This is a genomic window from Amycolatopsis sp. NPDC001319, assembly GCF_042896185.1.
Classification (GTDB): domain Bacteria; phylum Actinomycetota; class Actinomycetes; order Mycobacteriales; family Pseudonocardiaceae; genus Amycolatopsis.
This window is the reverse complement of record NZ_JBIAWY010000004.1, coordinates 79918-92852: the sequence shown is the minus strand read 5'-3', so window position 1 is coordinate 92852 and position 12935 is coordinate 79918. Positions and strand designations below refer to the sequence as shown.

14 protein-coding genes are annotated in these 12935 nt (G+C 70.7%); 5 read left to right on the top strand and 9 right to left on the bottom strand.

Annotation, left to right across the window (positions count from 1 at the left end):
* Positions 1–681 precede the first annotated feature (681 nt).
* Positions 682–945 (bottom strand): hypothetical protein, encoded by a 264-nt coding sequence (locus tag ACFY1H_RS15545; RefSeq protein ID WP_386947010.1) that lies wholly within the window; start codon positions 943–945, stop codon positions 682–684.
* Positions 946–1138: 193 nt separating this feature from the next.
* Between ACFY1H_RS15545 and ACFY1H_RS15540 the strand changes: the two genes are divergently transcribed.
* The 4 genes from ACFY1H_RS15540 to ACFY1H_RS15525 all read left to right on the top strand — a co-directional run bounded on the left by ACFY1H_RS15540 (position 1139) and on the right by ACFY1H_RS15525 (position 5265).
* Positions 1139–2272 carry a metallophosphoesterase gene (locus tag ACFY1H_RS15540; protein WP_386947008.1) on the top strand — a complete coding sequence of 378 codons (1134 nt, stop codon included), beginning with the start codon at positions 1139–1141 and terminating at the stop codon, positions 2270–2272.
* Between the two features lie 920 nt (positions 2273–3192).
* Positions 3193–3762 (top strand): DUF998 domain-containing protein, encoded by a 570-nt coding sequence (locus ACFY1H_RS15535; protein WP_386947006.1) that lies wholly within the window; start codon positions 3193–3195, stop codon positions 3760–3762.
* Positions 3763–3778: 16 nt separating this feature from the next.
* Positions 3779–4579, top strand: a complete 801-nt coding sequence (locus ACFY1H_RS15530; RefSeq protein WP_386947004.1) for an alpha/beta fold hydrolase — start codon at positions 3779–3781, stop codon at positions 4577–4579.
* Between the two features lie 32 nt (positions 4580–4611).
* Positions 4612–5265 (top strand): HAD family hydrolase, encoded by a 654-nt coding sequence (locus ACFY1H_RS15525; RefSeq protein WP_386947002.1) that lies wholly within the window; start codon positions 4612–4614, stop codon positions 5263–5265.
* Here the strand turns inward: ACFY1H_RS15525 and ACFY1H_RS15520 are convergent.
* On the bottom strand, positions 5262–5717 hold the full coding sequence (locus ACFY1H_RS15520; protein WP_366588247.1) for an NUDIX domain-containing protein: 456 nt from the start codon (positions 5715–5717) through the stop codon (positions 5262–5264). The two genes, ACFY1H_RS15525 and ACFY1H_RS15520, sit on opposite strands and share 4 nt — an antisense overlap.
* A 124-nt stretch (positions 5718–5841) precedes the next feature.
* Between ACFY1H_RS15520 and ACFY1H_RS15515 the strand changes: the two genes are divergently transcribed.
* The gene (locus ACFY1H_RS15515) at positions 5842–6309 is read left to right on the top strand and encodes a DoxX family protein (protein ID WP_366588245.1); all 468 of its coding nucleotides are present in this window, start codon (positions 5842–5844) and stop codon (positions 6307–6309) included.
* Here the strand turns inward: ACFY1H_RS15515 and ACFY1H_RS15510 are convergent.
* The 7 genes from ACFY1H_RS15510 to ACFY1H_RS15480 form a co-directional block, all read right to left on the bottom strand.
* A complete protein-coding gene (locus ACFY1H_RS15510; RefSeq protein WP_366588243.1) occupies positions 6303–6899 on the bottom strand; it encodes an ATP/GTP-binding protein in 597 nt (198 codons plus the stop codon). The two genes, ACFY1H_RS15515 and ACFY1H_RS15510, sit on opposite strands and share 7 nt — an antisense overlap.
* On the bottom strand, positions 6880–7251 hold the full coding sequence (locus ACFY1H_RS15505; RefSeq protein ID WP_220243701.1) for a DUF742 domain-containing protein: 372 nt from the start codon (positions 7249–7251) through the stop codon (positions 6880–6882). The genes ACFY1H_RS15510 and ACFY1H_RS15505 overlap by 20 nt, the downstream gene beginning before the upstream one ends.
* Positions 7248–7664 carry a roadblock/LC7 domain-containing protein gene (locus ACFY1H_RS15500; protein WP_220243702.1) on the bottom strand — a complete coding sequence of 139 codons (417 nt, stop codon included), beginning with the start codon at positions 7662–7664 and terminating at the stop codon, positions 7248–7250. The genes ACFY1H_RS15505 and ACFY1H_RS15500 overlap by 4 nt, the downstream gene beginning before the upstream one ends.
* The gene (locus ACFY1H_RS15495) at positions 7664–10084 is read right to left on the bottom strand and encodes a nitrate- and nitrite sensing domain-containing protein (protein WP_386946998.1); all 2421 of its coding nucleotides are present in this window, start codon (positions 10082–10084) and stop codon (positions 7664–7666) included. Before ACFY1H_RS15495 ends, ACFY1H_RS15500 begins: the two co-directional genes overlap by 1 nt.
* A gap of 461 nt (positions 10085–10545) precedes the next feature.
* A complete protein-coding gene (locus ACFY1H_RS15490) occupies positions 10546–10869 on the bottom strand; it encodes a hypothetical protein (protein WP_366588239.1) in 324 nt (107 codons plus the stop codon).
* A gap of 217 nt (positions 10870–11086) precedes the next feature.
* Entirely contained in the window at positions 11087–12268 is a 1182-nt protein-coding gene (kynU, locus tag ACFY1H_RS15485) for a kynureninase (protein ID WP_366588236.1), read from the bottom strand.
* Entirely contained in the window at positions 12265–12930 is a 666-nt protein-coding gene (locus ACFY1H_RS15480; RefSeq protein WP_366588233.1) for a transcriptional regulator, read from the bottom strand. The genes kynU and ACFY1H_RS15480 overlap by 4 nt, the downstream gene beginning before the upstream one ends.
* Between the last annotated feature and the right edge of the window lie 5 nt (positions 12931–12935).

Genomic DNA, 12935 nt, shown 5'->3' with positions numbered 1-12935 from the left:
GAGCCGCCCTGCAGGCAGGAATCGCTCTGCGGCCCGGAGTTTCCCTGTCGCGAGGAGCAGCCCCGCAGGCAGGAGCCGCCCCGCGGCGAGGAGTTTCCCTGCCGCAACGAGTCACCCCGCAGGCAGGAATCACCCTGCAACCAGGAGCTCCCCGCCGTGAATAGCGCCCCGCAGGCAGGAATCGCCCCGCGGCCGGGAGTTTTCCCGTCGCCAGGAGTCACCTTGGAGGCATGAGGCGCCTCGTGGTTCCTCCCTACCGCTGACCGGCCGGGCGATGGCGTGGCCAGGCCACGGCGAGCCTCGCCTCAAGGGTGTGGAGACCTCCGGGGCGTTTCACCCGTCGTCAGGAGCCGTCCTGTGGTTCCTTCCCGCCGCTGACCGGCCGGACCTATGGCGTAGCCAGGCCGTCGCGAGCGTCGCCTCAAGGGTGTAGAGACCCTCCGGGGTGGTTCACCCGTCGTGCCGGTTCTCTGTGTGCGCCACCTCCGTCCAGGTCGTTGGCACCTTTGTTGATGACATTCTCGACAGCTCCTTTCTCACCTACGTTCGTCGCCGCAGAATTCGCGCAACACAAGGCGAGGTTGGTTGCGGCCGTCCGGAGCGGGCGATTGTCCAAGACTCGCGCGATACTCCTACGTGGACAGTGCGGCCGGCTGCACTGTCCACAAGAGAGCGTCCACGCTACGTGACCCACCTCCATTCATGGCGGCCAGGCGTGAGGATTTCCGTGGCGAGGTGAGCTTGGCCGGCCGACAGGAAACCGGCGAGGTAGGCCATCCCGGCGGCGGTGATGATGTCGATGGTGCCGTTGCGGAGGGCGGTGAAGGTGGTCGGCAGGTGGGATGCAAGGGCAGCGTGAAGAGCCGTGACAGCTTCGGTTTCGGCGTGGGACAGGGCCAGGCGTCGGGAGATCTCGGTGGCTGTGTGAGCAGTGGAGGACTTCATGTCGAAAACTGTATCGAACACCTGATCGACAACGCAGTCACTGAATCGGGTGGTCTCGGAGTGGTCCGCCGGCTCAGCGGCGGCACCACGACCGACCCGACTCACCCGGCTCGAAGCAGCCCTAACAGCCCATTGGGCCGTTAGCCCCCGAGTCCGGCTACTCTGGGTAGACCATGTCGAAGGGACGACCGTGATGCGTCGGGTTCGTCGGGCGGCCGCCCTGGTTGTTGCGTTGCTGTTGTTGTTCGGGGAGCCCTGGTCGGTGTTCGTGTTGCTGCCGGGGTGGCCGGTGGCGGGGACCGTCGTGGGGACGGTGGTGTTCGCGGGCGCGATGGTGGCGTTCCCGATGCTGATGTTCCGAGGACACGGGCCGCGGCAGAGTGACGCGGCGGCGCGGGCCGGGGATGTCCTGCTCGGCACGATCTGGGTGCTGTTCACGTGGAGCGTCCTCGGGCACGTGTTGCGGCTGGCGCTGCTGGCGGCGGGCGTCGACGACCCCGCGCGGCCGCGGATCGTGGCGGCGGCGAGCCTGGCGGTGTCGGTGGTGCTGCTCGCGGTCGGCAACCGGGTCGCGATGCGGGTGCCGCCGGTGAAGGAAACGGACGTGGTGATCCCGCGGCTGGGCGCGGGCGTCGACGGCCTGCGCATCGCGGTCATCACCGACACGCACTACGGCCCCCTCGACCGCACCAAGTGGTCGGAAAAGCTGGTCGCCGAGGTGAACCGGCTGCAGGCCGACGTCGTCTGCCACGCGGGCGACCTCGCCGACGGGTCGGTCGCCAAGCGGCGCAAGCAGGTCGACCCACTGGGCGGGGTCCAGGCCGGCCTCGGGCGGTTCTACATCACCGGCAACCACGAGTACTTCGGCGAAGCGCAGGCCTGGCTCGACCACATGGCGAGCCTCGGCTGGGACACCCTCCACAACCGCAGCACCCTCGTCGAGCGCGGCGGTGACCGCATCCTCTTCGCCGGCATCGACGACCCCACCGGCGCGGCCTCCGGGCTGCCCGGCCACGGCCCCGACCTCCCCGCCGCCCTCGCCGGCGCGGATCCGGACGTCCCCGTCGTCCTCCTCGCCCACCAGCCCAAGCAGGTCAACGAGGCCCGCGAGGCCGGCATCGACCTGCAAATCTCCGGCCACACCCACGGCGGCCAGATCTGGCCCTTCCACCTCCTCGTCCGTCTCGACCAGCCCACCCTGTCGGGCCTCACCCGCCACGGCCCCACCCAGCTGTACAACAGCCGCGGCTCCGGCTTCTGGGGCCCGCCGTTCCGCGTGTTCGCACCCAACGAGATCAGCCTCCTCACCCTCCGCCGCGCCGCCTGACCTGGCACTCGACCGGCCTGACGCGAGCGACGCCAGGCCGGGCGAGCACTCCGGCCTGCCTCCGGGACCTGGCGGCGCCGACCGCAACCCGGCCGCCGGGCCGGGCCTGAGCACCGCCGACCACAAGGCCTGGCGCGAGCAACATCGGGTCAGACAAGTGCCTCGGCACGACCGAAGGGCTCCTACGCCACCCGACTGGCTCGCCTTCGCCGCCCCTGCGCCGGCGAGCACGCCTGACCGAGGCACCACAGCCCCTCGTCCGACCACCCTGACACCGCCAACCGCGCCTGCCTGACCCTCCCCGCCCGCCCCGATCTCAACCCAGCCGCCGGGACCGGTCTGGGCACCGCGATTCTCGGCCGCCCGGTCGGGCGAGCGCTCCGGCGCGGCACAGCGGCCCGCCCCGCACACCTTGCCCCAGCACCAGGCCCCGCCCGAGCACAGCCACGCCCAGCCGCCCGGCCGAGTTCGTCTCGGGGCCAGGCCTGAGTGCAGCGACTGTCGGCCGCCCGGGCGGGCGAGCGATTCGGCCTGGAACAGCGGCCGTGGGTTCGCTCGGCAGGGCCGCCTTCGCTGGTCCCCGGCCTGGCGAGCATGCCCGACCTGGGCACGACCGACCCGCGATCGCCTGGCCTGACTTGAGCAACGCCAGGTCAGGCGAAGGCGTCGGTGCGATCCAGCGATCCGTCGTGCCACCCGATCGGTCGTGAATTCGCCGATCTCAACCCTGCCAAGCAGCATCGACCGCCGTGACTCGAGCAGGTCCGGCGAGTGCTTCGGTCCGCCGCGCTCAACCGCATCGTGTGGCCTCGGCCGACGTCCCCCACTGACCTACCGACTAATTTTTTTGTCTTGACAACACAAACCATCGGTGACAACGTTCTCCACAACACCTCACCGGTCCCGAGAGAAGACTCGCCATGACCACCGTCGAACAGAGACCGAAAAACCGGCCACGCAGCGCGGACAAAGCCCTGCTCACCGCAGGAATCGCCGCCGGACCCGTCTACCTCGGGACGGCCCTCGCCCAAGCGTTCACCCGGCCCGGGTTCGACCCCGCAAGGAACGACGTCAGCCTGCTCGCCATCGGCCCGCACGGGTGGATCCAGGTGGCCAACTTCGTCGTCACCGGGCTGCTCGTCCTCGCCTGCGCAAAGGGGCTCAGGAGCAGGCTGATCGCCATCTTCGGCGCCGGCCTGATCGCGGCCGGGGTCTTCACAGCCGACCCCGCCGGCGCCGCGATCTCCTGGCACGGAGCGCTTCACATCGTCGCCGCCGGCATCGGGTTCCTGGCCTTCACCGCGGCGTGCCTGGTCCAAAAATCCGGCTACTCCCGGGTCACCGGCATCGTGTTCCTCGCCGCGTTCGGCGGGGTCGCCAGCGGGTCCGCCAACCCTGTGGTCGTGATCGGGTTCTGGGTGGCCGTCGCGCTCGCGTTCGGGTGGCTCGGCGTGACAGCGGTCCGCGCCAAACGCACCATCAACCACTGAAAGAGAGGCAAAACCCATGCCCACCACCACTTCCGCCGACGGCACCACCCTCGGCTACACCCGCGTCGGCACCGGGCCTTCGCTGGTGCTCGTCGACGGGGCGATGTGTTACCGCGGCTCGACGCCCAACGACGCCATCGCGAAGGAACTCGCCGGCGCCTTCACCGTCTTCACGTTCGACCGCCGCGGCCGGGGCGAGAGTGGGGACACGCTGCCGTACGACGTGGAGCGCGAGGTGGAAGACGTCGCCGCCGTCGTCAAGGAAGCGGGTGGCGAAGCCGGGCTCTTCGGGATCTCCTCGGGCGCCGTGCTCGCGCTCGAAGCGGCCCACCGCGGCGTGCCGACGAGCAAACTCGCCGTGTACGAGCCGCCGTTCGTCGTCGACGGGTCGCGAAAGCCGCTCGAAGCCGACTACACCGCGAAGCTCGAACAGGCCGTCAAGGACGACAACCGGGCGGAAGCCGTGCGCCTCTTCATGCGCGTCGGCGTCGAACTGCCCGCCCCCATGGTCGCGATGATGCGCCTCATGCCCGCGTGGCCGAAGCTCAAGCGCGTCGCCCACACGCTCCCCTACGACAACGCCTTGATGGACGGAAACCAAGCCGGCGAACCACTCCCCGAAGGACGCTGGTCGGGCGTCACCGCGCCGACGCTCGCCATCGACGGCGGCAAGAGTCCCCAGTGGATGCGGACCGGCGTGGCCCAGCTCGCCCAGACGCTGCCGGGCGCCACCTACCGCACGCTCCCGGGTCAGACCCACCTCGTGAAGGCCACGGCCCTCGCCCCCGTGCTTGCGGAGTTCTTCACACCTCGCTGACACCACGACAACCCGTACGGCAAGCTGACCGGGTGGCCACGCGAGCGCTGATCTTCGACTTCGACGGAACGCTGGCCGACACCGAAGCCGCGGTGCTGCAGTCGTGGCAGGAGATGTTCCGCAACCACGGCACGGAGCTCCCGCTGGAGGTCTGGCACACCGTGATCGGCACGCAGAACACCGCCGCCACGATGTTCGAGCTGCTCGCCGAACGCGTGGCGAACATCGACCCCGAGCAGCTGCGCCCGGCGATGCGCGCCCGGGTCCACCAGCTGCTGGCAGCCGAAGGCCCGCGCGATGGCGTGCTCGGCTACCTCGACGAAGCCGCGAGCCGGAACCTCAAGCTCGGCGTCGCGTCCAGCTCGTCCGGCGCCTGGGTCCACGGCCAGCTGGCCCGCCTCGGCCTCGCCGAACGGTTCGGCTCCGTCGAGACCGGCGACCGCCACGCCGCCAAACCGCGCCCCGACACCTACCTCGCCGCGCTGGCCACGCTCGACGTCCCGGCCGAGGAGGCGATCGCCTTCGAGGACTCGCCCCACGGCGTCAGCGCCGCCAAGGCCGCCGGCATCCCCACGGTCGCCGTGCCGAACGCCATCACCACCGTGCTCGACTTCGGCCACGCCGACCTGGTGCTGCCGTCGTTCACGGCCAAACCGCTGGCCGAGGTCCTCGACCTGCTGGGCTAGACCACTTCGGACAGCCGGTCGAGAAACGCCCGCTGCCCCTTCACGAGCTTCACCCGTGCGGCGTCGAGCCCGAACCACTCGACGCGGTCCACCTCCGGGAACTCCTGCTTGCGCCCCGAGCGCGGCGGCCACTCCAGCTCGAACGTCCCCGGCACGACCGCCGCCGGGTCCAGGTCCGCCTCCACAGCCCACGCCGTGACGACCTTGCCCGACTGGCGGACGTCGCCCAGAGGAAGCCACGCACCGTCGGGTGCAGGCAGGCCGAGCTCCTCCGCGAACTCGCGCCGCGCGGCGGCCACGGGCTCCTCGCCCTCCTCGAGCTCACCCTTGGGCAGCGACCACGCGGCCTCGTCCTTCTTCGCCCAGAACGGCCCGCCCATGTGCGCGAGCAGCACCTCGACCTCGTCGCGCCGGCGGAAGAGCAGCAGCCCGGCGCTGTGTTTGGCAGCCATCGCGACAGTCTGCCGGAACCCACCCGGAAAACCCGTCCGAAAAAAGTTTCCGCGCCCGTGTCGATCCGCGGCGAGCCCGCTCGACGCATCGGCAAAAGGGAAAAACACTCGGAGGGAACCGGAAATGACCACCATCACCCGCACCCAGGCCACCTCGTCCACCGCGTCGGCCACGAAGCCGCAGCTCGTCGAGCGGGCTCGCCCGATCGTGCTGGCCCTGTTCCGGGTCGTCACCTCGACCCTGTTCCTGATCCACGGCCTGGCCGGCTTCGGCTTCTTCGGCGGCATCGACGGCCAGGGCGGGGCCCTGCCGTTCGGCAGCTTCCCCGGCTTCTGGGCCAGCGTGATCGAGGTCGTCGGCGCCGTCCTGATCCTGCTGGGCGCGGCGACGCGACCGGCCGCGATCGTACTGTCCGGCGTGATGGCCTACGCCTACTTCACCGTCCACGCGCCGATGGGCCTGCTGCCGATGCAGAACATGGGCGAGCCCGCCGCGCTGTACTCGTGGATCTTCCTGACGATCGCCTTCACCGGCCCGGGCGCCTTCGCGCTGGGCAACCTGCGCCGCCGGGTCAAGAACGCCCGTCAGTAGCCCGCGGCCGCCAGGTCATTGTGCTTCATCACGTGCTCCATGAGGATCGTCAGCACCTGCTTGGTGGACTCCCGATCACGGGCGTCGCACAGCAACAGGGGAACGTCCGGGTCGAGGTCCAACGCGGCCCGGACCTCTTCTGTGCCATAGCGGTACGCGCCGTCGAAGCAGTTCACGCCCACGATGAACGGCAGGCCACGCCGCTCGAAGAAGTCCACCGCGGCGAAGCACGATTCCAGCCGCCGCGTGTCGGCCAGCACCACGGCGCCCAGCGCGCCCTCGGACAGCTCGTCCCACATGAACCAGAACCGGTCCTGCCCGGGCGTGCCGAACAGGTACAGGATCAGCTCGGGGTTGATCGTGATGCGGCCGAAGTCCAGCGCGACGGTGGTGGTGGTCTTCTGCTCCACGCCCGACAGGTCGTCGACGCCTTCGGAAGCGGTGGTGATCACCTCTTCCGTGCGCAGCGGGGGGACCTCGCTGACCGACCCGACCATCGTGGTCTTGCCGACCCCGAACCCGCCGGCGATCAGCACTTTGACCGCCGTCGCGGTCAGTGCGCGCCGGGGTTCAGAGTTTCCGGATGCCATCGAGAACCGCCTGGAGTACGTGTTTGTTCGGGGCTTCGGTCGGTGGTGCCGCGGTACGGAACAGCACCAGGTTCTGCTCGATCAGATCACTCAGCAGAACCTTCACCACAGGCAGGGGCAGGTCCACGCGCGCGGCCACCTCGGCGACGGACGTCGGTTTCTGGCACAGGCTCAGGATCTGCGCGTACTCCGGCTCGATCGCGGCCACCTCGCGCGCGGTGCGCATGGCGACCACGAGCGTGATCAGGTCCAGCCCGAGCGTGTCCGAGCGGGTGCGCCCGCCCGTGACGGCGTAGGAGCGGACCAGCGGCCCGGCCTCGTCGTCGAACCAGGACTCGTGCCGGCCGCTCATGGCGAGGTCCGCTGGACCACTCCGGCCCGCGGTGCCGCCGTGAGCACCGCGCCGACCCGCTTGACCATCAGGTTCATCTCGTACGCCACGAGCCCCATGTCCGCGTCGGCGCTCGCCAGCAGCGCGAGGCACGCCCCGCGGCCGGCGGCCGTCACGAAGAGGAACGCGTGGTCCATCTCCACCATCGTCTGCCGCACGTTGCCGCCGCCGAAGTGGCGCCCGGTGCCCCTCGCGAGGCTCTGGAACGCCGAAGCGACGGCCGAAAGGTGCTCACCGTCCTCTTCGGACAGATTGCTCGACCGGCCGATCAGCAGCCCGTCGGACGAGAGCACCACTGCCCGCTCGGCACCGGCGACCCGCTTGACGAGGTCGTCGAGCAACCAGTCGAGCTCGTTGACGCCGTTGTTGGCCATCAGTCGCGATCTCCGTACCTGTTGTCGTCGTAGTCGACTTCCGTCTCCCGGGCGCGCCGGGTGCCCTGCTGGAACGCCGTGAGGCGGTTGCGGGCCAGTTCCGGCGTGTCCTCCCGGGTCTCCTGGATCTCGTGCGCCGGACGGTCCTCACGCAGCTGGGGCACGAGGTTCTGCTGACGCCGGCGCTGGGGCAGCGGCGGACGTCCGGGCGCTTCCGGCCGGTACGGCTGCTGGGGGCGGCCGTTCTCGGGCGCCGGCCGCGGCTCGTGCGCGGGCCACGCCGGCTGCGGTGGGCGCGGCGGCCGGGCGGCACGCGGCGGAGCGGGCTGCTCGACCGGCGGCGCCGGCGGTTCGTACGCGGGTGGTTCCACCGCCGCGACCGGAGCCGCTTCGGGACGCAACCGCGCCGCCCGCCGGCCGACGCGGCTCATGCGCACCGGGTCCTGCACCGGCTGCGCGGGCACCGGCACCGGGGCTTCTTCTTCGGGAACGTCCGGCGTCGCGTCGGCCAGCGGCGCGAGCAGATCCCGGCGCACCAGCACGATCGCACGCGTGCCGCCGTAGGCCGATTCCCGCAGGTGCACGGAGATGCCGTGGCGCGACGCGAGCCGGGCGACCACGAACAGGCCCAGCCGCGGCTCGTCCGACAGCGCCATGATCCCGAAGTCCGGCGGGTCGGCGAGCATCGCGTTGAACTCTTCGGCCTGCTCCTTCTCCAGGCCGAGGCCCTGGTCCTCGACCTCGATCACCACGCCCTTGCCGACGACGTTGCCGCGCAGCTCGACGCGCGCCTCCGGCGGCGAGAACGACGTCGCGTTGTCGATCAGCTCCGCCAGCAGGTGCACGAGGTCGCCGACCACCGGGCCACGCACGGCGACCGAAGGCAGCGCCGCCGTCTTCACGCGCGAGAAGTCCTCCGTCTCGGCTGCCGCGCCCCGCACCAGTTCCGCCAGGCTGACGGGGTTGCGCCACTGCCGGCCGGGCTGGCCGCCGCCGAGGATGATCAGGTTCTCCGCGTTGCGGCGGGCCCGCGTCGAGAGGTGGTCGAGCTGGAACAGCGTGTCCAGCTGGTCCGGGTCCTCCTGCTTGCGCTCGGCCGCGTCGAGCACCTTCAGCTGCCGGTGCACGATGACCTGGCTGCGGTGGGCGATGTTGAGGAACACCGTCTTGGTGCCCTCCCTCGTCTTCGCCTCTTCGACGGCTGCGGCGATGGCCGCCTGCTGCGCCTTGTTGAACGCCTCGGCGACCTCGCCGATCTCGTCGTCACCGTGGTCGAGGAAGTGCCCGCCCTCTTCGAGGTCCACGGGCTCGCCCGCCCGCACGCGCTCCACCAGCTCCGGCAGCCGGACCTCGGCCGCGTCGAGCGTGTCCTCCCGCAGCCGCGCGAGGCGCGCGATGAACCGGCGCGACAGGCGCAGCGCGATCAGCACCACGATGATCGCGATCAGCAGCGCGGCGGCGCCGGCGATGATCGAGTTGGTGAGCGTGGTGTCGGCGTCGGCGATCGCCGCGTTGGTGGCCGCGGAGCTCTGCGTCACGAACATCGTCATCAACGTCGTGGCGACCTGGTGCGCGGCGTCGCGCCACTGCTGCTGCGGCACCGGCAGCTGCTTTTCGCCTGCCAGGAACGCGTTTTCGACCTGGGTGACGGTGCGCCAGTCGGCGCCGGCCACGAGCTTGTCGTAGCTCGCGCGCACCTGCGGCAGCATCTGCGGCACGGACTGTTCCAGCTGCGCGTGGTACGCGCCGATCTGCCCGATGTACGCGCGCTGCTCGTCGCCGCTCAGACCGCCCGAGGCGAGACCGGCGGCCGACAGGGCGTCGCTGCGCTGCATTTCCTCGGCGGCGTTGAAGATCGGGATCGCCGACAGCCGCGCGAACGCGTTCTCGGCACCGCGCGCGGCCTGCGCGAGCCCGGCGACGCCCTGCGTGAACTGGTCGATGATCTGGTCGTAGAAGGTGAACGTCTGCAGCAGCGGCAGCTGCCCCGCGTCCACCTGCTGGCGCACCTGCGGCACCTTCGAGTACAGCCCGGCGAACGTGGCGATGTTCTGCTTCACGCTCGCGGGCACGGTGTTGTCGTCGGCGAAGTTGCCTTCGAGGATCGAGCTGATCTGCGCGGCCGCCGCGTCGGTCTTGGGCCGCGCGGCCTGCAGCGCCTGCCGCGCGTCCGACTGTCCGGCCAGCAGGCTCATCGACAGCTGCCGTTCCTGCTCGGCGGCGAGGATGAACGGGATGCCCGGGCCTTCCGAACTGCGGATCTTCTGCGCGTAGTCCCGCGCCTGCAGGGCGTCGGTGATCAGGTAACCGGCGAGCGCGACGCCGACGAGCAGGAGAGCGAGACTCGGAATCAACGCGATCGCGAGCACGCGTGATCGAATCGACGAGCCGCGGCTGCGACGAACAGAATTCTGCTTCACCGTGGTCCGTTTTCCTTCCGGCAGTACAAGGTAATCGGGTCGCCCAGGGTTTTCCCACCCGGTTCCGACCAGCCGGATCAACTCACCGTGGTCCATCGCCCGCGACGACGTTAGGCAGGCCGGGCACCAACGTCAAGTCCGGATGCGAATCAAGGTCATGTTCCCGTGATCCACTCACAACTCCCTGCGGGGCTTTGGAAAATCCACCACCGGAAGGGTGAGCTTGGTCGCAGGAGGAATGGGCCGGACGGCGGTGCCGTCGTGACCTGCGGCGCGCTATCGGCGACGTGAACGGCGTGTGAGGAACGCCGAATTCATCGGTGAGGTCGATCACGGAACACGCGGACGGTCCGTGACGATCACCTTACGCGCGGCCCCGGACTCCACGCGAGGACGAAAAGGCGTGAAATGGACTACACCGGCCGCGGAATCGCCGGTCGAACCGGCGCGATTACCACTTTTCAGCGCCGAACGCCGTTCGGACGCGAGTCGCCGTCGCGGTGCAGGACCAAGCGCGGCACGGCGGGCCAGTCGAGGTCGTCTTCGTGGCCGGCCTCACGAGCCGAGCCGCCGCGCCGGCCGCGGCGGACGAGATCGTGCAGCATCTCCCGGCACGCCCAGCCGAGCACGGCCACGGAGCAGACCAGCACCAGCACGAGCACGGATTCCACCGGGAAACGCACGAACAGGCCACCGAATTCGGCGAGCAGAATTCCGATGACCACCCCGATCAGGAGCGTGCCGACATACGAAAGCGACACCTCGCGAACCCGTGCGCCGGCCATCGCCGCCCCTTTCGCCCGGCAACCGCACCGACGTTTCCCTTGCCGCACGTGCCCGGGATCGCGCCGGTCCGCGGTGCGCCCACCAGCGGAAAAGCAGGGTCCGATCATAGCGGGCAACCACGCGGAACTGTCGCGGTCGCTCACCCGAAGGGGCTATGCGGGGATGCATTCAGCCGTGAAAACCACGATTTTCCGTGAATTCGGTTCGCCTTTTCGTTCAGCTCAGCTCATGCAAGGCCGTGACGGCGCGCAGCACTTCCACGTATCGCGTGTAGAGCGGCGCGAGCCCGAACCGCAGCACGTCGGGCGGGCGGAAATCGCCGAGCACGCCGCGTTCGTGCAATGCCGACATCGTCCGTTGCGCGTCCGGCACGCGCACCGAGATCTGGTGGCCGCGGGCGTGGTCACGCGGCGTCGGGACGTCGGCGCCGGGCAGCAGCTCGTCGAGGCAGCGGAGGAAGAAATCGCCCAGTGCCAAGCCTTTCGCCCGCAACACGGCGAGGTCGACGTCGTCCCACACGTCCAGCGCGGCGTCGAGCGCGAGCAGCGACAGGATGTCCGGGGTACCCGCGCGCGCCCGCGAAATCCCGGCGCCCGCGCGGTAGCCGGCCTCCATCGCGAACGGGTCGGCGTGCCCGGCCCAGCCCGCGAGCGGCTGATCGAACGACTCCTGCCGCCGGCTCGCGACGTAGACGAACGCGGGCGCGCCCGGCCCGCCGTTGAGGAACTTGTAGGTGCAGCCCACCGCGTAGTCGACCTCGTGCTCGTCGAGCCGCACCTCGATCGCGCCGACGCTGTGGCAGAGGTCCCAGACCACGGCGGCGCCGGCCGCGTGCGCGGCGGCGGTGATCGCGCCCATGTCGTGCAGCCGGCCCGACACGTAGTCCACGTGGTTCACCAGCACCGCGGCCGTCGCCTCGCCGCACGCGGCGGGCAGCTCGGCGACCGGCACGCGCCGCACGGCGTGTCCGGTGAGCCGCCCGACCTGTTCGGCGACGTAGCCGTCGGTGGGGAAGGTCGCGGCGTCGAGCAGGATTTCGGCCCGGCCCGGGTTCGCGCGCACGGCGGCGACGAGCACCTTGAACAGGTCGACGCTCGTCGAGTCGGCGACCACGACCTGCCCGGGCGCCGCGCCGACGAGCGGCGCGATCCGCTCGCCGACCCGCTCCGGCGCGTCCCACCAGCCGTCGGTCCACGAGCGGATCAGCCGGCCGCCCCACTGCTCGCGGACCACGTCGGCGAGCCGCTGCGCGACGTGCCGCGGCGGGGCGCCGAGGGAGTTGCCGTCGAAGTACGCGACGGCCGGGTCGAGGTCGAACTCCGCACGCTTGGCGGCCAGTGGGTCGGCGGCGTCGAGGGCGGCGGCTTCTGCGCTGAGTTCCCTGCCGGCGTGGGTCATGCGGCGAACTCGTCGGCGAGGGTGTTCCAGAACATCAGCTCGTAGCTCTGGAACAGCCGGGCGTACGTCCGCGCGGTGCCGGCGTCGAGCCGGCCGGCGTCGAGTCCGGCCTGGATCGCGGCGAGCGCTTGTTCTTCGATTTCCGGGACGTCGGCGGCGAAGAAGTCGAAGAACGCGCACGCGTCGTCGTCGAAGCCGTAGTGCTCACGCATCCCCACGGCGAGGGCAGCGCAGTACCGGCCCCACGCGGCGAAGTTCGCGAAGATCGCAACAGCGACTTCAGCCGCTTCGCCGTTCAGCGCCAGCCACGCGAAATACGCCGGATAGGCCTGACAACCCGCGCGCGGCAGCTCCGTCCCCGGATCGTCGCCGGCCGCGGCCGCCAGCGCGTCGAGCTTGCCCAGCGCGAGCCGCTCCCCCGGCGCGAGGCCGCCGAAGAACTCGCGCGCCCGCGGTTCGTCGGCGCGGGCGGCCAGCGCGTGGAAGCTGCGCCAGTCGCTGCGCACGATCCACCGTTCCTCGGCGGCGATCGCGGCGAACACCGCCCGCGGCGCGGAGCCGGACGCGACGAGCGGCACGAGCCGGTTGCCGTCGTCGCGCGGCGCGAGCTCGCGCCGGATCGCGGCCAGCAGTTCACGAGCGGACTGATCACGAGCGGGCACGGGCT